General features: G+C 64.2%; 19 protein-coding genes. 13 read left to right on the plus strand and 6 right to left on the minus strand.

Features of this window, described 5'->3' with window-relative positions; genetic code table 11:
- Positions 1-2: 2 nt before the first annotated feature.
- From clpX to minC, 4 genes are read right to left on the minus strand one after another with little or no spacing between them, the layout of a single operon-like run.
- Positions 3-1,007: an ATP-dependent Clp protease ATP-binding subunit ClpX gene (gene clpX, locus NQE15_RS01740; protein WP_265945968.1), complete on the minus strand. Its 1,005-nt coding sequence runs from the start codon at positions 1,005-1,007 to the stop codon at positions 3-5.
- Between the two features lie 40 nt (positions 1,008-1,047).
- Entirely contained in the window at positions 1,048-1,305 is a 258-nt protein-coding gene (minE, locus tag NQE15_RS01745; protein WP_265945970.1) for a cell division topological specificity factor MinE, read from the minus strand.
- A gap of 1 nt (position 1,306) precedes the next feature.
- A complete protein-coding gene (gene minD, locus NQE15_RS01750; RefSeq protein ID WP_265945972.1) occupies positions 1,307-2,122 on the minus strand; it encodes a septum site-determining protein MinD in 816 nt (271 codons plus the stop codon).
- A 33-nt stretch (positions 2,123-2,155) separates the two neighbouring features.
- Positions 2,156-2,911, minus strand: coding sequence for a septum site-determining protein MinC (gene minC / locus NQE15_RS01755; protein ID WP_265945974.1), 756 nt, complete (start codon positions 2,909-2,911; stop codon positions 2,156-2,158).
- A 190-nt stretch (positions 2,912-3,101) separates the two neighbouring features.
- On the opposite strand from minC, the gene NQE15_RS01760 reads away from it, so the two are divergent.
- The 6 genes from NQE15_RS01760 to gpmI all read left to right on the plus strand — a co-directional run bounded on the left by NQE15_RS01760 (position 3,102) and on the right by gpmI (position 10,594).
- The gene (locus NQE15_RS01760; RefSeq protein ID WP_265945976.1) at positions 3,102-5,279 is read left to right on the plus strand and encodes a TonB-dependent receptor; all 2,178 of its coding nucleotides are present in this window, start codon (positions 3,102-3,104) and stop codon (positions 5,277-5,279) included.
- Positions 5,280-5,287: 8 nt separating this feature from the next.
- Positions 5,288-6,157, plus strand: coding sequence for a hypothetical protein (locus NQE15_RS01765; protein ID WP_265945978.1), 870 nt, complete (start codon positions 5,288-5,290; stop codon positions 6,155-6,157).
- Positions 6,150-7,214 (plus strand): 4Fe-4S binding protein, encoded by a 1,065-nt coding sequence (locus NQE15_RS01770; protein WP_265945980.1) that lies wholly within the window; start codon positions 6,150-6,152, stop codon positions 7,212-7,214. The genes NQE15_RS01765 and NQE15_RS01770 overlap by 8 nt, the downstream gene beginning before the upstream one ends.
- Entirely contained in the window at positions 7,207-7,890 is a 684-nt protein-coding gene (locus NQE15_RS01775) for a sulfite exporter TauE/SafE family protein (protein ID WP_265945982.1), read from the plus strand. The genes NQE15_RS01770 and NQE15_RS01775 overlap by 8 nt, the downstream gene beginning before the upstream one ends.
- 147 nt (positions 7,891-8,037) lie before the next feature.
- The gene (locus NQE15_RS01780; protein ID WP_265945984.1) at positions 8,038-8,796 is read left to right on the plus strand and encodes a TerC family protein; all 759 of its coding nucleotides are present in this window, start codon (positions 8,038-8,040) and stop codon (positions 8,794-8,796) included.
- Positions 8,797-8,941: 145 nt separating this feature from the next.
- Positions 8,942-10,594: a 2,3-bisphosphoglycerate-independent phosphoglycerate mutase gene (gene gpmI, locus NQE15_RS01785; protein ID WP_265945986.1), complete on the plus strand. Its 1,653-nt coding sequence runs from the start codon at positions 8,942-8,944 to the stop codon at positions 10,592-10,594.
- A 72-nt stretch (positions 10,595-10,666) separates the two neighbouring features.
- Here gpmI and NQE15_RS01790 read toward each other — a convergent pair whose 3' ends face one another.
- Positions 10,667-12,529 (minus strand): M48 family metallopeptidase, encoded by a 1,863-nt coding sequence (locus NQE15_RS01790; protein WP_265945988.1) that lies wholly within the window; start codon positions 12,527-12,529, stop codon positions 10,667-10,669.
- A 214-nt stretch (positions 12,530-12,743) separates the two neighbouring features.
- Here NQE15_RS01790 and NQE15_RS01795 point away from each other — a divergent pair, with 214 nt between their 5' ends.
- The 3 genes from NQE15_RS01795 (at position 12,744) to NQE15_RS01805 (ending at position 16,076) form a co-directional block, all read left to right on the plus strand.
- A complete protein-coding gene (locus NQE15_RS01795) occupies positions 12,744-13,064 on the plus strand; it encodes a hypothetical protein (protein ID WP_265945990.1) in 321 nt (106 codons plus the stop codon).
- Positions 13,065-13,171: 107 nt separating this feature from the next.
- The gene (locus NQE15_RS01800) at positions 13,172-14,239 is read left to right on the plus strand and encodes an extracellular solute-binding protein (protein ID WP_265945992.1); all 1,068 of its coding nucleotides are present in this window, start codon (positions 13,172-13,174) and stop codon (positions 14,237-14,239) included.
- Positions 14,240-14,345: 106 nt separating this feature from the next.
- Positions 14,346-16,076: a GGDEF domain-containing protein gene (locus NQE15_RS01805; protein WP_265945993.1), complete on the plus strand. Its 1,731-nt coding sequence runs from the start codon at positions 14,346-14,348 to the stop codon at positions 16,074-16,076.
- Between the two features lie 22 nt (positions 16,077-16,098).
- Here NQE15_RS01805 and NQE15_RS01810 read toward each other — a convergent pair whose 3' ends face one another.
- Complete coding sequence (locus tag NQE15_RS01810) at positions 16,099-17,163, minus strand: AraC family transcriptional regulator (RefSeq protein WP_265945995.1); 1,065 nt, start codon at positions 17,161-17,163, stop codon at positions 16,099-16,101.
- A gap of 140 nt (positions 17,164-17,303) precedes the next feature.
- On the opposite strand from NQE15_RS01810, the gene icmF reads away from it, so the two are divergent.
- The 4 genes from icmF to NQE15_RS01830 all read left to right on the plus strand — a co-directional run bounded on the left by icmF (position 17,304) and on the right by NQE15_RS01830 (position 23,524).
- A complete protein-coding gene (gene icmF / locus NQE15_RS01815) occupies positions 17,304-20,567 on the plus strand; it encodes a fused isobutyryl-CoA mutase/GTPase IcmF (protein WP_265945997.1) in 3,264 nt (1,087 codons plus the stop codon).
- A 202-nt stretch (positions 20,568-20,769) separates the two neighbouring features.
- Positions 20,770-22,032: a hypothetical protein gene (locus NQE15_RS01820; RefSeq protein ID WP_265945999.1), complete on the plus strand. Its 1,263-nt coding sequence runs from the start codon at positions 20,770-20,772 to the stop codon at positions 22,030-22,032.
- A 9-nt stretch (positions 22,033-22,041) separates the two neighbouring features.
- Positions 22,042-22,455: a hypothetical protein gene (locus NQE15_RS01825; RefSeq protein WP_265946001.1), complete on the plus strand. Its 414-nt coding sequence runs from the start codon at positions 22,042-22,044 to the stop codon at positions 22,453-22,455.
- A 172-nt stretch (positions 22,456-22,627) separates the two neighbouring features.
- The gene (locus tag NQE15_RS01830) at positions 22,628-23,524 is read left to right on the plus strand and encodes a glycosyltransferase family 2 protein (protein ID WP_265946003.1); all 897 of its coding nucleotides are present in this window, start codon (positions 22,628-22,630) and stop codon (positions 23,522-23,524) included.
- Positions 23,525-23,544 lie beyond the last annotated feature (20 nt).

Consider the following 23,544-nt stretch of genomic DNA (forward strand, 5'->3'; position numbering starts at 1 on the left):
CTTTACGGGCTGCCCAGTGTCAATTCGGCCGGCTCGAACAGCGAGCGGATGGTCACCTGGCGGATCGCCGGATTGTCCGGCACGGCATAGAGCACGTCGGTCATCATCTCTTCGAAAATGCCGCGCAGGCTGCGCGCCCCTGCCTTGTACTCGATCGCCAGTTCGGCAATCTGGTGATAGACCTCGGCCTCGATGCGCAATTCGACGCCGTCGCTCCGCAGCATGGCGGCGAACTGTTTGGCGATGGCGTTTTTCGGCTCGGTCATGATGCGGATCAGCATTTCCAGCGAGAGGTCCTGCAGGCGGGCGACGATCGGCAGGCGGCCGGCGAATTCGGGGATCAGGCCGAATTCGAGCAAGTCGGTGGGCTTGATGCGGGCATTCAGGCGTTCGAGGATCTGCTGGTCGTCGCCGCTGCCAGTCGAGATGAAGCCGAAGCTGTGGGTCTTGGTCAGGATGTTCTCGAGGCCGACGAAGGCGCCGCCGCAGATGAACAGGATGTGGGTGGTGTCGATGTGGCGGCCGTCCTTGAGGCGGACCGGCGCCCCTTCCATGATCTTGAGCAGCGCGTGCTGGACGCTTTCGCCGGAGGTGCCGCGCTGGTCGCCACCGACCGCCTTCAGCTTGTCGACCTCGTCGACGAAGACGATGCCGCGCTGGGCCAGCGCCAGGTCGCCGCCGGCGCGGTCGAGCAGGCGGTGGAGGATGGCCTCGATCTCGTCGCCGACGAACTGCGTCTGGGCGAGCGAGGTGGCGTCGGCGGTGACGAAGGGCAGGTCGAGAATGCGGGCCAGGGTTTCGCAGAGCAGGGTCTTGCCGGTGCCGGTCGGGCCGATCAGCAGGATGTTGCTCTTGGTCAGTTCGACGCTGTCGAGACTGGGGCTGGCCGCCATGCGCCGGAAATGGGCGTAGATGGCGACGGCCAGCGTCTTCTTGGCCGCCTCCTGGCCGATCACGTGTTCGGAGAGCTGGCGGACCAGTTCGCTGGGTTTGAGCAGGGCGGGCATCGGGGTTTCCTCGCGGCGGGATGCCCCGATGCTAGCCGCCTCAGGCCTTTTCGGGAAGAACGATATTGACTTCGAGAACCTCGTAGTTGCCCTGCTTTTCCAGGGAAACGCGGATGTCCTCGGTGTTCACCTTGACGTACTTGGAGATCACGGCGATCAGTTCGCGCTGCAGGTCGGGCAGGAAATTGACGCTGCTGCCGCCGCCATCGCGCTCATGGGCGATGATCAGCTGCAGGCGCTCCTTGGCGACCTGGGCGGTTTTCGGCTGGTTGCCGAACAGTTTCTGGAGCCAGGACATGTCATTTGCCTCCGAACAGGCGCTTCAGCAGGCCCGGCTTGACGTAGTCCACGAAGCGCAGCGGCTTGTCCTCGCCGAGGAAGCGGCCGACCACGTCGTGATAGGCCTCGGCGGCGTCGGTTTCCTTCTGGTGGATGACCGGCGAGCCTTGGTTGGAGGCCTGCAGGACTTCTTCCGATTCCGGGATGACGCCGATGATGGGCACCCGCAGGATTTCCTGGATGTCCTTGTAGGAGAGCATTTCGCCGGCTTCGACGCGGGTCGGGTTGTAGCGGGTGATGAGCAGGTGTTCCTTGACCGGGTCGCGGCCTTCGATGGAACGCCGCGACTTGGCCTGCAGGATGCCGAGGATGCGGTCGGAGTCGCGCACCGAGGAGACTTCCGGATTGGTCACGACCAGGGCCTCGTCGGCGAAAGTCAGGGCCATCACGGCGCCGGATTCGATACCGGCCGGGGAGTCGCAGACGATGTACTCGAAGCCCTGGTGTTCCAGTTCCTTCAGCACTTTTTCGACGCCCTCTTCGGTCAGCGCATCCTTGTCGCGGGTCTGCGATGCCGGCAGCACATAGAGGTTGTCGGTGTGCTTGTCCTTGATCAGGGCCTGGGTCAGCGTCGCTTCGCCGTTGATGACGTTGATCAGGTCATAAACGACGCGGCGCTCGCAGCCCATGATCAGGTCGAGGTTGCGCAGGCCGACGTCGAAGTCGATGACGGCCGTCTTGAAGCCACGCTGGGCGAGGCCGGTGGAGAAGCTGGCGCTGGTGGTGGTCTTGCCGACCCCGCCTTTGCCCGAAGTTACGACGACGATTCTGGTCACGGTGATTTCTCGCTGGGTTTTATAGGAATGGGTTTATCGAAGCGCCAGGGGCGCGATGTTCAGGCGGGCCTCGCCGCCGTCCTCGAGCAGGCTGACGGTGGCCGGCTGGCGGGCCAGTTCGGCCGGTACGCCGGCCTCAAAAGTGCGGTACAGCCCGGCCACCGAAACCAGTTCGGCCTCCAGGCTGGTCGTGAAGATGCGCGCCGTCTTGTCGCCGCTGGCGCCGGCCAGGGCGCGGCCGCGCAGCGGGGCATAGACGTGGATGTTGCCATCGGCGATCACTTCGGCGCCGGCGCTGACCATGGCCATCACGATCAGGTCGCTGCCTTTGGCATAGAAACGCTGGCCGGAGCGCAGCGGCTTGTCGAGGGTGACGGTGCGCGCTGCGGCTTCGGGCGCTGGGGCGGCGACCGGGGCAGGGGGCGGAGCGGGCGTCGGTTCGGGGGCTTCCGCCTTGGCGCGCGGCCGGCCCAGCGCATCGGCGCCGATGGTCGGCAGGCCGGCCTCGGCGGCGGCGCTCGCCAGGGCCTCGGGCAGGCCGCGGGTGGCCACGGCGTTCAGCCCGGAATTGCGCAGCAACTGGACGATGCCCGGCCAGTCCGCGGCCGCCGGCAAAGCCTCGGCCTGGCTGAAATCGAGCACCGACAACTCGTTCTCGAAAAAGTCCGGGCTGTTGCCGGTCAATTCGGCGAGGGCCTGGTGCAGCTTGGCGGGGTCGGTGGTGCGCAGTTGCGCCTGAATGATCTTCAGCGTCGTGCCTTTGAACTGGATCGGTGAATCTTTTGCCATGCCTGCTGCGTATTTAGCCGAAAGGCGGCAATTATCCCATAGGCCGGCCAGGTAAATGGAAAAACGCCGGTTGGCGGCCGGCCGGCGCCTTGCGACATAGTGTCGCGTGCGGCCTTATGCCGCAATTTCGCCGCCGCCGGGCGACCTAAGATTCGCCCCCTAAAAGATTCCAAAACCAGAGGGGCGGTTGATGCAAAACGAATCATCGGGGGCGCTACGACAGGGCGCGGCGAAACAACGGCAGGTCTGGCGCCAGTGGCTCGGCGTGCCGGTGGTGGCGGCCGGGGCACTGGCCGCTTCGGCGGCCCTGGCCGAGGAGGCGATCAAGCGGCTGGACGAAATTTCGGTTACCGCGACGCGCGAGGCCCGGCTCTCGGCCGATGTGCCGCAAGCCATTGCGGTCGTCGGCAAGGAAGCGCTGGCCGACAAGAAGATGTTCAACGTCAAGGAAGCCCTGCAGGACATTCCGGGCGTGCTGATCGACAGCAAGAACGGCGGTTTCGACGCCCGTCTGATCATTCGTGGCGCCGGCCTCAAGGCTGCCTACGGCATACGGGAAATCATGGTGCTGCGCGACGGCGTGCCGCTCAGCGATCCGGACAGCTTTACCCGGCTCGACTTCGTCGATACCCAGGACATCGAGCGCATCGAAGTCGCCAAGGGGCCAGGCAACCTGTTCGCCACCGGCAGCACCGGCGGGGCGATCCAGATATTCTCCAAGTCGGTGTTCGACGATAGCGCCAACAGCCTGAAAGTCGGCCTCGGCAACCAGGGGACGCAGAACTACCACCTGCGCTATGGCGGCAAGATTGCCAAGGATCAGGCGCTGGCCCTGACCGTGACGCATCGCGAAGTGAATAACGACTGGCGCGCCTGGAACAAGTTCGATACCACCCAGTTGTCGCTGAAGCACGGCCTAGTGCTCAACGATGCGGACATCCTGGAAAGCGAAGCCTCCTATTCCGAGGCCAACATGCAACTGCCCGGCGCCATGGACAACACAGCGGCCAATGGCTATCTGTTCAACCGCTTCCGCGACAGCGGCAAGCAGGAGGGGACTTCCGAGGCATGGAAACATTCCGGGCGCTACTCCAAGGTCTGGTTCTTCAATTCCCGCCTCGAAATGCAGCGTGGCGACTTCACTTTCAAGCCCCGGCTCTATTACAACACCTGGTATCACTACCATCCGGTGACCGGCATCATCAACGAGTCGGAAAACTGGGTGTGGAATATTGGGGCCGATCTCGAAGCCAACTACAAGCACCGCCAGGGCACGCTGGTCGGCGGTCTGACCGTGCGCCAGGAGCGCATCCCCGATTCGCGCAAGTACGAGTACCGCGACGTCACGAAGATCGCCGGCGGCCCGCAGGCCGGGCGGATCACCGCCACGCTGTCCGACGCCAAGGGTGCGCTGGCCGAAATCGACGAGGCGACGACGCTGCTCACCGGCCTCTACCTGCAGGAGTCGTGGCGGCCGGGTGCGCGCTGGATCATCGACCTCGGCGCCCGTTACGACGTCGTCAGTTTCGAGGACGACAATTTGCAGTTGCGCAAGTACGACTACGCCACCGGCAAGTACGTCGCCGGCGACGGGCGTACGCTGACCGACAAGACCTTCAGGCTGTTCGCCCCCAAGCTGGCCGCCAGCTACAAACTGAACGCCAGCCTGAACCTCTTCGCGATGGTCGCCCAGGCCGGCCAGATGCCGTCGTCAGGCGAACTGGCGGTCAATCCCGGCCTTGAGGCACCGCTGTCGACCAACTACGAGCTCGGCCTCAAGGGGCGCGGAGAAAACTGGCAGGTCGATACCAGCATCTATTACAACCCGGTCGAGAAGGAGATCGTCCAGCAAAGTAACGGCGGGGTAACCCATTACGTGAACGCCGGCCAGACCGACAAGCGTGGCTTCGAGATCGCCGGCCGGACGGCTCTGGCGCGGCAATGGGAAATCGGTGGTCATTACAGCTACGCCGACTACAGCTATCGCGAGTTCAGCGAGCCGGTGCGGGTCGGCGCCCTGACCGTCAATCAGGATCGCAGTGGCAAGGCGCTGCCCTTCATTCCGCGGCATCAGTATGGCGTCTTCGTCGGCTGGAAACATCAGGGCTGGCGCGCCCGGGTCGGGGCCAATAGTTGGGGCGAATACTGGCTGGACAATGCCAACAGCGAGCAATACAAGGGCTGGGAATGGGTAACCAATGCCGCGCTCGGCTACCAGATCGGCAAGCACTCGCTGACCCTGAACGCCGACAACCTGTTCGATCAGCACTACGCCGCCGAAGTGAAGAAGGACACGACGAACCGCGTGACTTACACGGCCGCTGCGCCACGCACGGTGATGGTGACCTATCGCTACGACTTCCGGTGAGCGGCGTCATGCAACGCTATTCATTGCTCCTGTTGGCCAGCCTGCTGGCCGGCCCGGTCGCGGCGCAACACGAGCACGGCGGCACGACGCCGGCGGCCGCCACGGCGCACCCCTGGACCCGGATGCCTCTGCTGCTGCCTGCCGGCGGCCGGGGCGAGCGCGCTGCGGCGCAGGTCAAGGCGGTCGGCATCGCGGCCGAGGCGCTGAGCGTCCATGCTCCGGGCGGTCCGCCCGATGCCCGACAGCGCAATTTTCCGCTGACCGCCGAGGGCGCCAAGATCGCCAGCGCGGCGCCGAGCGTTGGCAACTATCACTGGCTGGTGGCGCGCGAGGCCAGTCCGGAGCTCGTCAAGGTCGCCTCGAGCGTCTGGTATTTCGGCAATCCCGGCCCGTCGCCGCGCGCCCTGCTCGGCGAACCGAAACACGAGCTGGAAATCGTCCCCGATCCGCTGCCGCGCGAACACGGCAGTTACCGGGAGAGCGAAAAGTGGCGCTTCGTGGTCCGTCTGCACGGTCAACCGCTGGCCAAGCAGCCGCTGACGCTGGAAACCGAGTTCGGCACGCGGACCACTTTCTTCACCGACTCGGCCGGCGTCGCCACCGTGCTCTTCCCGCGCGATTTCCGGCCGCCGCCTGCCGACGCGGAGGGCGGACGCGGCGGGCATGGCCGGCCGAGCGCCAAATTCGTGCTCAGCACCGAAACCGACCAGGGCGGACAGCGCTTCCTGACCGCCTTCAACCTGACCTACGGCCCCGATCCCGAGCGCGGGCGCAGCCTGGCCTGGGGGGCGGCCTTCTGCCTGGCCGGCATGGTCGCCGCGACGCCGCTGCTGCGCCGCCGTCCGGGCCAGCCGGGCAAGGAGTCTCGCGATGCTTAAAACCCTTTTTCCGACCCTGGGCCGCTTCCGGCTGAGCGTGCAGTTGCTGATGCTGATCGTCACCGTGTACGGCAGCCTGTTCGTCGGTAGCTACATGGCGGACAAGCTGTCCAATGCCTTGCCGGCCCTGTCTTGTGCCTACGACCAGATGAATGGCGGCTACTGCGTGCTGATCCCGACCCAGCACATCCTGCATCACCGAATCGGCGAGGCCATGGTGCGCGCCCAGCAGCTGACGCTGACCATGGTGCTGCCGCTGCTGCTCAGTTTCGCGGTCTTTTTCGCCTTCTTTTTCGTCCTCGGCAAGGCGTTCTGCGGCTGGATCTGTCCGCTCGGCACTCTGCAGGAGGTGCTGGGCCGGATCGGCCGGCGTTTCGGCATCGCGCCGCGCCGTTTCGCCGCCGGCGATCTCGGCCGGGTGCAGCGGGTGCGTCCAGTCAAGTGGCTGCTGCTGCTCGGCCTGGTCTTCCTCTTGCCTCTGCTCACCGGTCTCGGCGTGACACCGCATGCGCTCGGCAATCCGTATTGCGACGTCTGCCCGGCGCGCCTGGCGACGACGTTGCTCACCGGCAACACCGAGCAGTTTGCCGTGGCACTCGATGACAAGGTGAAATTCGCCCTCGGGGCGAGCGCCAATTTCCTTTTCGGCTTCATCGTGCTTGGCGCCCTGGCCATCCGCCAGCCCTTTTGCCGGATCTGCCCACTGCTCGCCTTCAACAGCCTGGCCCAGCGGCTGTCGCCGTTGCGCCTGCTCAAGACGCAGCAGTCCGCCTGCGGCAAATGCACGATCTGCAGCGAAGCCTGCCCGATGGACATCCCGGAAATCTCGCAGCAGGAAGGGCGCAAGGCCTACAACGAGGACTGTACGCTGTGCGGGCGCTGTGCCGAATACTGTCCGCAGGACGGCAATATCCAGCTCAAATGGGGGCCGTTCGCGCTGTTTTCGTCGCGCCGCGCCTACTACAAGGCACGGATCGCCGGCGAACTGCCGGACGGCAGCGTCAAGCCGCTGCGCTTCGTGCGGGCGGTCGCGGCGCCTGCGAAACGCGATGCTTGAGCAGATCGCCACCGGAAACATCAGCCTGGCCACGGTCTGGCTGCTTGGGGTGTCGATGGGCCTGACCGCGTGCACGGTGACCTGCCTGCCCTTCATCGGCACCTGGACGCTCGGCCGGGCCAGCGGCCAGCGCGAGGCTTTCCTGCATACCGGCGTCTTTCTCGGCGGCCGGGTGTTCACCTATACCGTGCTGGCCACCGTCGCCGGCGCCGCCGGACTTGGCCTGGCCAAGGCCATGGGCAGCACCTGGGGCAATGCGCTGATCGGCGCGGCCAGCATCCTGGCCGGCCTCTGGTTGCTGCTCAAGCCGGCCGGCAAGACCTGTGCGCCAACGCCGGCCACGCCGGCGCTGGCGCCGCTCCGTTTTCACCGCCGGGGCGACAGCCTCCCGCCGCTGTTCTTCGGCGCGGCGCTGTCGCTGACCCCCTGCAACCCGCTCGCCTCCCTGCTTGCCCTCGCCGCCAATACCGGCAGCGCCGCGCAGGGCGCCGCCTACGGCCTGGCCTTCGGACTCGGCGCAGCGCTGACGCCGATCATCGTGCTCGTGCCGTTGGCTGGGCGCCTGGGCCGGGAAATCCGTGCCGGCCGCGCCTGGCTCGGTCGCTGGCTGGCCGTTGGCGCGGCGCTGGTGCTGATCGTCCTCGGCCTGCGGCGCCTGGTGCTGATGCTGGGCTGAGCCTTGGCGGCCGGGCTGGCCGCGGGAAACTCTTCTGTTTGCTAAGCAGGTCTTCGGTTTTTTCGAAGGGTGGTTGATGCACCGGGGGCTGGTTTGCGGCGCTGCGGCTCACTACAATGCCCGATCTAACGCCAACTGCCCATTCCCATGCTCGAATTCCTGCTCGCCCCCGAAATCTGGATCGCCTTTTTCACGCTGACCGCGCTCGAACTGGTGCTCGGCATCGACAACATTATTTTCATCTCGATCCTGGTCGACAAGCTGCCCAAGGAAAAACAGGAGTTGGCGCGACGGATCGGCCTGTTCCTGGCGATGTTCATGCGTATCGCCCTGTTGCTGGTGCTGTCGTGGATCGTCGGCCTGACCGCGCCGGTATTTACGCTGTTCGGCTTCGGTGTCTCCGGACGCGACCTGATCCTGATCGCCGGCGGCCTGTTCCTGATCTGGAAGAGTACCGGCGAGGTCCATCAACTGCTCGAGGGCGAGGAAGGCTCCGAGTCGCACAAGGTGGCCTCGAGCTTCGCCGGGGTCATCGCGCAGATCATCGTCATCGACCTGGTCTTTTCGCTGGACTCGATCATCACCGCGGTCGGCATGGTCAGCGAGGTCGGCGTGATGATCGCCGCCGTCGTCGCCTCGGTCGGCCTGATGATGCTGTTCGCCAGCCATATCGGTCGCTTCGTCTCGGATCACCCGACGATCAAGATGCTGGCCCTGTCCTTCCTGGTCGTGGTCGGCGTCGTGCTGATTGCCGACGGCTTCGGCCACCATGTGCCGAAGGGCTACATCTACTTCGCGATGGCTTTCTCGGTCGGCGTCGAAATGCTCAACATCCGGATGCGCAAGAAGGGGCTGAAGCCGGTCGATCTGCGCGAACCCTACGTCCGCGAGCAGGATCCGGCCTGAGCGCGGTTGAGCCAATCCGGGGGCGCCTGTTCCCCGGAGCGCTGCGAAGCTGCGGCCGGCGAGGGCTGATTCGCGGGTAAAATGTCGGGTTTCCGTGCCGTCCGCGATGGCGCGCTTGCCTGTTCAATTCGCTGGAATCGACCACATGCTAAAAAAGCTCTCCACTTTCGCCGGCATCCAGGGCCCCGTCGTCATCATCGTGATGGACGGCTACGGCCTGCCCAAGTCCGAAGTCGGCAGTGCCATTGCCGCCGCCCGCAAGCCGACCCTCGACCGGCTCTTCGCCAATTATCCGAACATCCGCCTGCGCGCCCACGGCACCGCGGTCGGCATGCCGTCCGACGACGACATGGGTAATTCCGAGGTCGGCCACAACGCTATCGGCGCCGGTCAGGTCTATAGCCAGGGCGCGGCGCTGGTCTCGAATGCGATCGCCAGCGGCGCCATCTGGCAAGGCGAGGCCTGGCAGCAGATCGTCGCGGCGGCGAAGGCCGGAGCGAACGGAAAAGCGGGCGTCGTGCATTTCATGGGCTTGTTCTCCGACGGCAATGTCCATAGCCATATCGATCACCTTAAGGCCATGGTCGTCCAGGCCAAGGCCGAGGGCATCAAGACGGTACGTATCCACGCTCTGCTCGACGGCCGCGACGTGCCGGAAACCAGTGCTCTCGACTACGTGATCCCCTTCGAAGCCTTCCTCGTCGAGCTCAGCGCCGATGGCTTCGATGCCCGCATCGCCTCCGGCGGCGGCCGCCAGCACATCACCATGGACCGCTACGACGCCAACTGGAGCATGGTCGACAAGGGCTGGAAGACCCATGTGCTGGGCGAAGGCCAGCAGTTCGCCAACGCCACGGCAGCGGTCAATGGCCTACGCGAGCAGAACCCGGGCACCATCGACCAGGACCTGCCGGCCTTCGTCATCGGCGAGCACGGCAAGGCCATCGGCACGATCGAGGATGGCGACGCGGTGGTCTTCTTCAATTTCCGCGGCGATCGCGCCATCGAGATTACCCGCGCTTTCGAGGAAGCCGCGTTCGACAAATTCGATCGCGTTCGCGTGCCGCAGGTGACCTACGCCGGCATGCTGCAATACGACGGCGACCTCAAGCTGCCGGCCCGCTTCCTGGTCGCCCCGCCGGCGATCAAGGACACCACCGGCGAATGGTTCGCCAAATCGGGCATTGCCCAGTTCGCCTGCTCCGAAACCCAGAAGTTCGGCCACGTCACCTACTTCTGGAACGGCAACCGCTCCGGCAAATTCGAAGGCGAGACCTGGCAGGAAGTGCCGAGCGACGTCGTGCCCTTCGAGCAGCGGCCGTGGATGAAGGCCGCCGAAATCACCGACGCCATGATCGCCGCCCTGCAATCCGGCCAGTACCGGACGCTGCGCTGCAATTACGCCAACGGCGACATGGTCGGCCATACCGGCAACTTCCGCGCCGCGACGATGGCCGTCGAAGCCGTCGACCTGCAACTGGCCCGCCTGCTGCCGGTGATCGACGCCCTGGGCGGCGTCGCGCTGATCACTGCCGACCACGGCAATGCCGACGAAATGTACGAACTCGACAAGAAGACCAAGCAGCCGGCCGAAAACAAGGACGGCTCGTTCAAGGCCAAGACCGCGCACACCCTGAACCCGGTGCCGCTGATCCTCCACGACAACGTCAGTGGCGGCAAGCTGGGCCTCAAGCAGACCGAGAAGGCCGGGCTTTCCAACATCGCCGCCACCGTGGCCAACCTGCTCGGGCTGGAAAAGCATGCGGCTTGGGACGAGAGCCTGCTGGAAATCCGCTAAGCCGCCGGGCTCGATGAAAATGGCGCGGCGCCGCGAGGCCCGCGCCATTTTTCATGGGCCACGGCCCGCGACTTACAGAATCCGCGATCCGCGCATCCAGGCGAACTTGCGGCCGAAGCGGTAGTTTTCGCCATCGACGCTGAGGATCAGGGTTTCGCCGGGGAACTGCACCCGGTTCCGGATCTGCTGCAGTGCGTCCGCCTCGTAGCGTTTGCGCTGGAAGCGGAAGAAGCCCGTGACCCGGTAACCCAGCACGTAGCAGGGCAGATGGGCGAGGTGCTTGACCCGCTTTTTGACGAAATAGACCTTGGCCAGCCCGGTGATGGCCTGCAATTGGCCGCGCAGGGCGCTCAGTTGCTCGGCGTCCAGGCCGTGGCGGTCGAATTTTTCATTGACCAGCACCCGGTCGCGCTCGCGGGCGGCGGCATCGAGTAGCGTCTGTCTTTCGCTGAGGCGGCGATGCCAGTCGTCGGCCTCTTCGCGCCGACCCTGACGCCAGTGATAGTCGCGCAGCAATTCGCAGCATTTGGCGATCGCCTGTTCGTCGAGTTGCATCGCCCGCTCGAGCAGGGCGCAGCCGCTGGCATCGTCGCGATTTAGGCGGCGCGCGCCGAGCGCCACGCAGACCAGCAGGTTGTCCGGATACTCGGCGTAGAGCGTTTCGAGCTCGGCCAACGCCGCGTCCGGCGCCTTGCCGGCGGATTCGGTGAGCAGGGCGTGCTCGTAACGTTCCTGCTCGCTGAGTACCTCTCCGTCCTGTCGGCGCTGCTCGAGAACGGCGAGTTTCTGGCGTTCGTCCTGGACCTCGCGATAGCGGGCTTCCCAGGCGGCGGCGATACTTTCCTGCCAGCGCCGGTCGAAACTGGCGGCAATGCTTTCCCGCCGGCGGCCGAGCAGGCGGTCGGCCGCCGCGCCGGGCGGGGGCAGGGCGAGTTCGGCTTGGGCGGCGAGGGCGTTCAGGCGGTCGCTCAACGAGGGGTGCGTATCGGCCAGGCTGGTCGGCCGGGCCAGCGCCTGTTCCAGCCAGCCGTGGACGGCGGCTTCGTCGAGTTGGTCGGCCAGGCCGCCGGCCAGGCCGGAGTACGGGGCAAAGGCCGGTTGCGGCTGGTCGTCGGCCTGGCGGTGGATATCCTGCCAGTAGCGTTCGCTGAGGTAGCTGCCGACGACATTGACCGCGGTCAGCGCCTGGGCGGCGCTGGGCGCCGAGACGAGGCGGGCGGCGGTGCTGTCGGCGGCGTACTCGTTGGCCCGGGCCAGGGGGAAGGAATAGGCGTTGAAATAGGGCACGAACCAGTTGAGGAAGGGCTTGAACAGGAAGCTGCCATTGCTCTCGCTGGCCTCGAGGATGCCGAGCAGCCGGCTCCAGCGCAGGCGCTGGCGGTAGATCCAGTTGGAGACTCGGCCATGGCCGCGCGCCAGATGGCCGAATTCATGGGCCAGCACGGCCTTGAACTGCTCCGTCGACAAGGCGTGCATCAGGGGCAGGCCGAGCAGCAGATAGTTGCGCGGCCAGCCGAAAATGCCGAGGCGGGGCGACTGCACGACGCCGGCGTTGAATTCCTCGGTGATCAGCACGTGGTGGAAGCGTGGCGCATCGAGCGCGTGCTGCAGGTCCCTGATCATGGCGAACAACTCGGGCGCCTCGCTGGCGGAAATCTCGGTGCCGACCGGCGGCTCGATCTTGACCCAGAGCGCCCTGAGGATCATCCACAGGAAAAAGCCGACGACGATGATCAGCTTGATGGCCAGCGCCTTGAGCACCATGATCGAGGCGATCAGGCCGCCGAGCACGGCGCCGATGAGCAGCAATATGGTCGTCAGATAGGCATTGCCGAGCAGCGCCAGCATCAGCACCCGCTGCTTGTAGCGTCCGGGACTTTGCAGGGCAAGGGGTTCGAGGCGCTGCACCAATTGTTCAAAGCGTTCGTCGGTCATCGGAATTCCCGGTAGGTCGGTTTCACAGGGGGCATCGGGCGGGCGCAATGCCCACCTTATTCTGCATGCCCCGGGGAATATCGCAAGGGCATTTTTTGCCGCGGCCGGCGGGCCGGGCTGCACCGCGGAAAGGGCGTGTCGCTTCAATTTGATCGGCAAGCTGAACAACCGCGATCGATCGTTGTCTCTCTAGAAGGACTCCTGGAGCTACGCCATGAACCGAGAAAACAACACTTCGCTCCTCTACCGCTATTTTTTTTTCAGCTGGTTGTTTCGTGACGTGGACAGCGGTGATCGGCTGGAGCGCAGTGCCGCCTGGCGCTATAACCAGGCGCACTCGCACTGGCTGCTGATCTACCTGAAGCGCTGGGTCGTCTTGACCCTCTTCGTTTTTGCCGCAGCCGCCCTGAGTTCGCTGGTGTTTGCCGGGCACTGGATCTGCATCCCGTTCTTCCTGATGTTTTCCGTCGCGATTCCGGTCAGCTCGGTGATCGTCGTCGCCTGGCTGGGTTTGCAACTGCTGCCCGGCCCCTGAGCGCGAAATCGGGGGGCAGGTTTTCCCGTCGCTTTCAACCGGCGTTTGTTGGGCTTGACTGGAGTGCCGCGGCTAAAGTCTTGTTCCGGTTGGTGAATTGGAGTGGCTTGGGTAATACTCAGCGCATGTTCGAACTGCGCAAGCCACTTGTTTTCCTGCTTGTCGGACTGGTGCTGGCCTTGCCCGCCCTGGCTGCGTCGCCGCGCCTGTTGCGCGTGCTGTCCTGGCATGGCTATGCCGATGCCGATGTCGTCAGGGAATTCGAGCGGCGTAACGGAGTGCGGGTCGAGGTGACACAGATCGACTCCGATGCGGCGCTCTGGCAGCGAATGACGGCGAGCGGCGGCGAGGATTTCGATGTTTTCGCCGTCAATACCGCCGAACTGCAACGTTATATCGGGGCCGGCATCGCGCAGCCGATCGATCCGGCCGCCATTCCGAACATGCGTCGCCAGTTGCCGCGCTTTCGCGACGTGGCAGCGATTCCCGGCTTGGTGCACGGTGGCCGGCTCTATGGCATTCCGTACACCTACGCCGAAATGGGGTTGATCTACGATCGCGCCCAGTTCGCGCGGCCACCCGACTCGATCACTGCCCTGTGGGATTCCCGCCTGCAGGGCAAGGTGCTGGCCTATAACGGAGGCACCCACAATTTTTCGCTGGCCCAGATCAGCCTGGGGGCGGAGACGCCGTTTCGCCTCACACCGGGACAGTGGGAGGCGGCCGTGCGGCGCCTGATCGACTTGCGCCGCAACGTGCTGGCCTTCTACACCCAGCCCGACGAATCGGTGACTTTGTTCCGCAGCCACGGCATCGCGCTGCTGTTCGCCAATTATGGCCGGCAGCAATTGCAGTTGCTGCGTGCCGCAGGGGCCGATGTCGGCTATGTCATTCCCCGGGAAGGGACGCTGGCCTGGCTCGATTGCTGGGTCGTGGCGCGCGGGGCGAAGGATCGGAAACTGGTCGATGCCTGGCTCGACTACATGCTGGAGCCGCAGGTCAGCGGTCTGCTGGTCAGCCGCCAGGGGCTGGGCAACACGATCAGTGAGTCACCCGGCGAGCGGGCACAGGACAGGCTGCACTGGCTGGAGCCCGTCGAGGATGTCGGCCGCCGCGAAAAACTCTGGACGCGCATCATCTCCGGCGACCGGGCCGGGCGGGTGCTGGCGCCATGAGCAGGAAGCAGGGGCCCCGCGCAGCGGGGATGCGACCGCCGGCGAATGTCGCCGACCGCCAACCCGCAGTGGCCAAGGTAACGATGGCCGGCAAGAAGGCGGCACCATGAGCCGGCCAGCCGTCAAGTTCGGCCTGGGCGGGCGCTTCACGCTGCTGCTCTCGCTGTTTGGCGTGCTGGCTTCCGGACTGACCGGCTACTACGCCTATTCGACCAGCCGCGAATTGCTCGTCAAGGCCGCCGAGCAGCGCCTGCTCACGGCCACCCAGGTGCTGGTCCGCCAGTTGGTCGTGACTCTGGAGAGTTCAGTGCGCGACGTCCAGTTGCTGGCCCGCCACCCCTTGCCGCAGCAGGCGCTTTCGGCGACCAGCCCGGCCGCGCGGGCGAGCGCCGAAAGTGGGGTCGATGCCCTGTTCGCCAGCCTGCTGGAGACACGCTCCGAATATTTTCAGATCCGCCTGATTGCCGCCGACGACCATGGCATGGAGCGGGTCCGCATCGACCGCGACGGCAAGCTGTTGCTCCAGGTGGCGGGCGACGATCTACAGGAAAAGAGCCACTACCCCTACGTTTTCGAGACGCTGCGCCTGCCCCCCGACAAGGTCTATATCTCGTCGCCGGCGATCAATCACGAAGAGGGCGCGCACGCCGGCCTGGGCCGGCCGTCGCTGCATCTGGCGATGCCAATTCACGGCACCGGCCGGGTACTCGGCCTGGTCGTGATCAATATCGATCTTGACCGGATCTTCAGCCAGTTGTCGGCCGACCTGCCGTCCGAGATCACCTTCATGCTCGCCGGCCGCCATGGCGATTTCCTCGTCCATCCCGACCCAGCGCAGGCCTTCGCCTTCGACCGCGGCCAGCGCGTGCTGATCCATGATCAGTTCCCGGCCACGGCTGCGCTGCTGCACGGAGGTTCGGGGGAACTGGTGACCGTAACCGGCGCCGATGGGCCGGCGGCGACGGTGGCCGCCTTCGTCCGCTACCAGTTGCCGGTCGAACACATCGAGCGCGCCTTCATCATCGGGCTGGTCCAGCCCCTGTCCGATGTCCTGGCCGACAGTGACGCGGTGGGCTGGGCGACCGGGCGTATCGTCGTCGCCTTCAGTGTTCTTTTTGTGCTGCTGGCCATCTTCCTGGCGCGGGCGGTGATCCGGCCGCTGAACCAGATGCTGCGCTCGGTCGAATGTTTTTCCTCCGGCCAGACACGCACGCCGCTGCCGGTCGGCCGCCAGGATGAGATCGGTGTCCTCGCGCGCAGCGTCGACGCCCTGCAGAAACAGGTTGATGGGCAAATGGCCGAACTCCATGAAAAGCAGCTCGAACTCGACCACCTGGCCAGCCACGACAGCCTGACCGGGCTGCCCAACCGGCGCCTTTTCCTCGATCGTCTCGAACACACCCTGGCCCGTGCGCGGCGCAGCGGCGGGACGCTTTCGCTGCTCTTCATCGACCTCGACCAGTTCAAGGAAATCAACGACCGCCTCGGCCATGCCGCCGGCGATGTCGTGTTGCAGGCGGCGGCCGAACGGATGCGCGGCGTGGTCCGGGAAATCGATACCGTCGCCCGGCTCGGCGGCGACGAGTTCATCATCCTGCTCGACGCCACCGACGACACCACGGTCGTCGCCAATGTCGCCGACGAACTGCTGATCGCGCTGGCGCAGCCGGTCACTGTCGGCGCGGAGACGCTGACCATCGGCGGCAGTGTCGGTATCAGTTCCTATCCGCGCGACGGGGCGACGGCGACCGAAATCATCGCGGCGGCCGATCAGGCCATGTACCGGGCGAAAAACGAAGGGCGCAACCGCTTCCGCTTCGCTTGCGCCGAGTCCTGACGGGGCTGCCGTCCCCGGTCGGCTAGCGCCCGCTCCAGTGGCGCCGGTAATGCACGGGCGCCATCCCGGTCCATTCGACGAAGGCCCGGTAGAAGGCTGAGGGGTCGGCATAGCCCAGATCGGCGGCGATCTGGGCGATCGATTCCTTGGTTTTGGTCAGCCGGGCCAGCGCCAGATCACGGCGCAAGGCATCCTTGATAGCGCGGAAACTCGAGCCTTCCTCCTCCAGGCGGCGGTGCACGGTGCGTGGCGAGAGGTGCAGGCGACCGGCGATGTTGTCGAGGCTCAGCGTGGCGGGCAGGGCGGCGCGCAGCAGGTCGCGGACGCGAATCACCATTTCCCGGTCGCGCCGGTAGAGAGTGGTGATCTTGCCCGGGGCACCATCGAGAAAGGCGGTCAGCGCGGCCTCGTCGCGGCGCACCGGGAGGTCGAGCAGGTTGGCGTTGAAACTGGCGACCAGCGTGCCGACGCCGCCCGGTACGGTCGGCGCGAAGCGCGAATCCTCGGTGAAGATCAGCGCGTAGTCGGCGGCGTGGGGCGGCCGGCGGTAGGGAAAGATCACGCTGTCCAGGCCGAGGCCGCGGCCGGCCAGCCAGCAGGCGAGGCCGTGCAGCAGGCGAAGCAGCCATTCGAAGGCGAAGATGCGGCCGGGGTCTTCCGGGTCGTCAGCCAATTTTCGGCTTTCGCCGATCACCAGTTCGGCCTGGCCGTGGGCACGGCGGACGCTCACCGCGAGGTCGGGAAGGACGATATGCAGGAAACGGCTGGCCCGGTGCAGCGCTTCGGCAAGCGTCGGGGCGCTCAGGCAGCCGCGGCAGAGGAACTCGAAGCTGCCGAGCCGCATCGGCTGGGCGAACAGTCCGAAGCCTTCGTCGTCCAGCTGGCGGTTGATCCGGTTGTAGAGCGCGGCGTAGCGCTCGATCGGCACTCGGCTGGCGGTGTCTGCAATATCAATTCCGGTGGCGGAAAGCAGCGGTCCCGGATCGCGGCCGCGGCGGGCGAGGCCGGCCAGCATGCCGGTAACAAAGCCCATCGCGACAGTGGTTTGCGTGCGATTTGGCGATAGCGGGTTGGTGCGATGCAGCATTGGCGAGCCGGCAGGAAGTTATTGGCGACAGCATATCACCTTGGCGGAATTTGCATGATTGTCGTCAATCGCGACAATGGCATGGTGCTTAAAGGGGCATACCATGATCGCCTTTCCGTCGTTTTGATGAGGCTGGTGCCATGACCGATCTTTCCGTTGCCAAGAAACTTTCCCCCTACAAGCCGAAAAACAAGGTGCGTTTCGTGACTGCTGCCTCGCTGTTCGACGGCCACGACGCCTCGATCAACATCATGCGCCGCATCCTGCAATCGACCGGTGCCGAAGTGATCCACCTCGGGCACAACCGCTCGGTGCAGGAAATCGTCAATGCCGCCTTGCAGGAAGATGCCCAGGGTATCTGTATCACCTCTTACCAAGGTGGTCATGTCGAGTTCTTCAAGTACATGATCGACCTCCTTAAGGCCAATGGCGGCGAGAACATCAAGGTCTTCGGCGGTGGCGGTGGCGTCATCGTGCCCTCCGAAATCAAGGAACTGCATGCCTACGGCGTGACGCGCATCTACGCCCCGGAAGACGGCGTCCATATGGGCTTGCAGGGCATGATCAACGAGGTCGTGCAGAACGCCGATTTCGATGTTGCGGAATCCGGCGTGCCGAGCGCCGATGAAGCGCTGGCCGGCCTCAAGGCCGGCGACAAGCGCCTGCTGGCCCGGATCATCACGCTGCTCGAAAACGGCGAGGCGCCGGCCCTGAAAGAGCCGCTGCTCAAGGCGGCAGCCGAGCTGAACGTCCCGGTGCTCGGCATCACCGGCACCGGCGGCGCCGGCAAGTCGTCGCTGACCGACGAACTGGTCCGCCGCTTCCGCCTCGACCAGGGCGACACGGTCAAGATCGGCCTGGTCTCGATCGACCCGTCGCGCAAGCGTACCGGCGGCGCCCTGCTCGGCGACCGCATCCGGATGAACGCCATCGAGCATCCGAACATTTTCATGCGCTCGCTGGCCACCCGCGACACCGGCAGCGAAATCTCTGCCGCACTGCCCGAAGTCATCGCCGCCTGCAAGCTGGCCGGCTTCGACCTGGTCGTCGTCGAAACCTCCGGCATCGGCCAGGGCAATGCCGCCATCGTGCCCTACGTTGATCTGTCGCTTTACGTCATGACGCCGGAGTTCGGCGCTGCCTCGCAGCTCGAGAAGATCGACATGCTCGACTTCGCAGACTTCGTGGCGATCAACAAGTTCGACCGCAAGGGTGCCGAGGATGCGCTGCGCGACGTGCGCAAGCAGTACCAGCGCAACCGCGAACTGTTCAGCACGCCGACCGACGACATGCCGGTCTATGGCACGCAGGCCGCCCGCTTCAACGACGATGGCGTCACCGCGCTCTATCAGGCACTGGTCCCGGCACTTTCCGAAAAAGGCCTGACTCTGAAGGCAGGCAAGCTGCCGCTGGTCACCGTCAAGCAGTCGTCCAGCCAGCGGGCCATCGTGCCGGCCCAGCGCGTCCGCTACCTGGCCGAAATCGCCGATGCCGTGCGCGGCTATCACGCCCACACCGAAACGCAGGTGAATATTGCCCGCGAACGGCAGGCGCTGCGTATTTCGGCCGGCCTTTTCAAGGGCTGCGACAAGCCGGCCGGCGATTTCGACGAAATGATCGCCTGGAAAGACGGCGAACTCGACCCGAAGGCCAAAAAGCTGCTCGAGATGTGGCCGGACACCGTCGCCGCCTATGCCGGCGACGAATACGTCGTCAAAATCCGCGACAAGGAAATCCGTACCAAGCTGGTTTCCGAATCGCTGTCCGGCACCAAGATCCGCAAGGTCATCCTGCCCAAGTTCGGCGACGACGGCGAAACCCTGCGCTTCCTGATGCGCGAGAACGTGCCCGGTTCCTTCCCTTACACCGCCGGCGTCTTCGCCTTCAAGCGCGAGGGCGAAGACCCGACCCGGATGTTCGCCGGCGAGGGCGATGCCTTCCGCACCAACCGCCGCTTCAAGCGCGTTTCTGAAGGCATGCCGGCGCACCGCCTGTCCACCGCCTTCGACTCGGTGACCCTGTACGGCTGCGATCCCGACGAGCGGCCAGACATCTACGGCAAGATCGGCAACTCCGGTGTCTCGATCGCCACCCTCGACGACCTCAAGGTGCTCTACGACGGCTTCGATCTGCTCGCCCCAACGACCTCGGTCTCGATGACCATCAACGGTCCGGCCCCGATCATCCTGGCCTGCTTCTTCAATACCGCCATCGATCAACAGATGGTCAAGTTCAAGGCCGACAACGGCCGAGATCCGACCGAGGACGAGGCCGAGAAAATTCGCGAATGGACCTTGTCCACGGTGCGCGGCACGGTTCAGGCCGACATCCTCAAGGAAGACCAGGGTCAGAATACCTGCATCTTCAGCACCGAATTTGCGCTGAAGATGATGGGTGATATCCAGGAATTCTTCGTCCATAACCAGATCCAGAATTTCTATTCGGTGTCGATTTCCGGCTATCACATCGCCGAAGCCGGGGCCAATCCGATCAGCCAGCTCGCCTTCACGCTGTCCAACGGTTTCACCTACGTTGAGTCCTACCTGGCGCGCGGCATGAAGATCGACGATTTCGCGCCCAACCTGAGCTTCTTCTTCAGCAATGGCATGGACCCGGAATACTCGGTGATCGGCCGCGTTGCCCGCCGCATCTGGGCCATCGCCATGAAGAACAAGTACGGCGCCAACGAGCGCAGCCAGAAGCTCAAGTACCACATCCAGACGTCAGGCCGTTCGCTGCACGCCCAGGAAATGGACTTCAACGACATCCGCACGACGCTGCAGGCCCTGATCGCCATCTACGATAACTGCAACTCGCTGCACACCAATGCCTACGACGAGGCGATCACGACGCCGACCGAGGAATCCGTGCGCCGCGCCATGGCCATTCAGCTGATCATCAACCGCGAGTGGGGTGTCGCCAAGAACGAGAACCCGAACCAGGGCGCCTTCGTCATCGACGAACTGACCGATCTGGTCGAGGAAGCAGTGCTCAAGGAATTCGAGGCCATCGCCTCGCGCGGCGGCGTCTTGGGCGCCATGGAAACCGGCTACCAGCGCGGCAAGATCCAGGAAGAGTCGATGTATTACGAGCACAAGAAGCACGACGGTTCCTACCCGATCATCGGCGTCAATACCTTCCTGAATCCGAAGGGCATGGCGCAGCAGGAAATCGAACTGGCCCGCTCGACCGACGAGGAAAAGCAGGGGCAGATCAAGCGCCTGCGCGACTTCCAGGCCCGTAACGCGGCCCAGGCGCCGGCCATGCTGGAGAAACTCAAGCAGACGGTGATCGAGGACGGCAACGTCTTCGCCGTGCTGGTCGATGCAGTGAAGTGCTGCTCGCTGGGCCAGATCAGCACGGCGCTCTACGAAGTCGGCGGCCAGTACCGACGCAGCATGTAAGGCTTTAACCCGAACCCGCAAGGGTGCAGGAGACACAACGACGGCGAGGCGATGAACCTCGCCGCTTTTGCAGCTGGCCCCGCCAGAAGAGGCGTACCGCCACGCCGCGGGCACAGACGACAGCTTATAAAGTCTCTCGAGGAATGGCGGTTGAATTTCCTATTCTTTATGTCGGTCGTCAGGGTTTAGAATACGGGCCACCATGAAGAACGGATATTTATTCCTGTTGGCGTTGTGTCAGGCGTGCACTGCCGGTGCCGCGGAGTGGACCTGGTCCGGCTTCGGTACCCTCGGCTACGCCCAGTCGAATCAGCCTTACAAATACCAGCGCTTCATCGACGATCAGGGAACTTTTACCCGCGACAGCATTCTTGGTACGCAGCTCGACCTCAAGATCAGCCCGCAATGGGGGGCCACGGTCCAGGCGCGTCTCGCTCCGGCCGAGGATCACGACACTTCCTGGGATGCAACCCTGTCCTGGGCCTTTGTCTCCTGGCGTCCGGAGGATGACTGGCTGGTCCGCGTCGGCAAGCTCCGCCTGCCGCTGATGCTCAATACCGAGAACCGCGATGTCGGGGCGACCTATGAGTTTGCACGGCTGCCGGTCGAGGTCTATTCGATTGCCCCGACCACCGATGTCATCGGCCTCAGTATCAGCAAGACCTGGATGACCGGTCGTTTCGACTGGACGCTGGAAGCCTATACCGGCGAGATGGAAACCAGCGTCCGCTACTACGGGCGTGAGCGGAGGCTGGACTCGGCCACCCACGGAAGCTTTTTTATCGACATGGATGTGCGCAGTACCGGCCTGGTACTGACCGCACGCGATATCGACAATGTGTTCCGCGTCGGCGTGCACGAGGTCGACGCGCAGAACAAGTCCGGGGCGCTCCATGCCGATCTTCCCTTCCGTTCGATCGCACCGGGCATCGGCTATTACGATGTGATCAACACGCGTCTGGTCGATAACGTCATCATCCCCGTGCAGACGCTCGGTGCCAGTGTCATTCTGCCTGGTGATGTCAAGCTGACCAGCGAATATGCCCGCATGCGGGTGAGCAGCGCCAGCGAGGGGCTTAGCCGCTGGGGGGCCTATCTTGCGTTGTCGCGGCAATTCGGCAACTGGACGCCTTACGTCTATTACGCGCGGATGAAGTCGCCTGACGGCGTCCTCGAAAAATACAAGGCGATCAACGGCAACCGGGTGCCTGCCCTGCCGCCGCCTTACAGTGCTGCGGCAATCAACCAGTCGCAAAAACTGGCTGCGGACATTCTCAATCCCTACGATCAATGGACCGGTGCCATGGGCACTTCCTTCCGGTTGACGCCGACCAGCGTGCTCAAGGCCGAGTGGTCCCATACCGAAAGCGGGGTGGTATCCAGCTTCATCGATGCGCCGCGCGGTAGCGACAGCGCCAACCGACATATCAACGTCTTTTCGCTTTCCTACAGCTTTACGTTCTGATCGGGCGCCATGCGTAAGGGAATGCTCGCGCTGCTGCTGGTACTCCTGGTCGAGTCTTCGGGAGCTGCTGACGATGCGATTGTAGTGATTGCCTTTCCCGGCTTGCCCAAGGCCGACCTGCCAACTGTGCAGCGGCTATATACCGGCCGTATCGTCTCGATCAACCAGCAGTCGGCCATCCCGGTCAATCTCCCACCCGGCCATCCAGTCCGCAAGCAGTTTCTCGAAACCGTGCTCGGCCAGGACGAGGGGCATTACACCGGCTACTGGCTGGTTCGGCGCTACGTCGGCAAGGGGGCGCCGCCCCTGGAGGTGAGCGATATCGACGAGCTCATAAGGGTCGTCCAGAGTACGCCGGGCGCTGTTGGCTACGTCCCGGTATCGCGCCTGCCGCGGGGCGCCAATGTGATCTGGCGGCGCTAGGGTCTGTTACCCATTCAGACTTCCAGCCGCTCGCTGCATACCCAGGAAATGGACTTCCTGTTCTGTCTTGTAGTGTCTTGTGCCAAGCTTGTACGCAGATGTGAGAATTCTCCCGCGCAGAAGCCGGCAATGGCAGAGGCGAGCCACGCCTAGTCAAATTTGGATATCTGGGATGCCTACAACTTGGTCGATAGCAGTCTTCGCCCACAACGAGGCGGCCAACATTGCTGCCACACTCGAAAGCATTCGTGTTGTAGAAGACGGTATTACGATCCGGGTGGTTGTCTTGGCCAATGGCTGTATCGACAGCACTGCGAGCATTGTTCGGGAGCTCGCTAGGCTGCACCATAATCTCCAGGTGGTCGAGATTCCGCTGGCTGACAAGGCGAATGCATGGAATCTGTACATCCATGAAATTTCGGCAAACCCGTCTTTGAGTCTTGCCGAGATGCATGTTTTCATTGACGGTGATGTTCAGGTTGTCCCCGGTTCTTTGGCAGCCCTGGCGGCAGCGTTTGAGCAAGCGCCGACCGCAAACGCGGCTGGCGGCCTGCCTGTCACCGGGCGGGACCACGAAGCCTGGAGTCGGCGGATGCTGGCGAACGGGACGCTCGCCGGCGGGCTGTATGCGTTGCGAGGAAGTTTTGTCGAGCGTATTCGTCAACGCGGTATCCGTATCCCTCAAGGACTGATTGGGGAAGATTGGCTGGTATCGCTCTTGGCAAAAAGCGATCTCCAGCCGCTGGCGGGCAATCACTATGCCGTCTTGCGAATTGTGTTTCCATCCGCTGCCGGATTCTCGTTTCGCTCGCTTGAACCCTGGCACCTGAAGGATTGGATTATCTACTTGCGCCGGCTTTGGCGTTATGCGTTGCGCGGTGTTCAATTCGAAATGCTTTTCGGATGGCTGATGTATAAGCCTCCGGATGCCTTGCCCCCGAATGTGGAGCAGGTCTATCGCCTGGCGCTACCGCCATCGAGATTGAAATGGATTGGGCGAACTTCGCCCTTGCGTTTCCTCGCTATTCAGCGGATCAGGTCTCTGCGGACCAGGAAACCGCCAAACTGATATCGGAATAGCCCCAAGTG

Source organism: Dechloromonas sp. A34 (assembly GCF_026261605.1).
GTDB lineage: Bacteria > Pseudomonadota > Gammaproteobacteria > Burkholderiales > Rhodocyclaceae > Azonexus.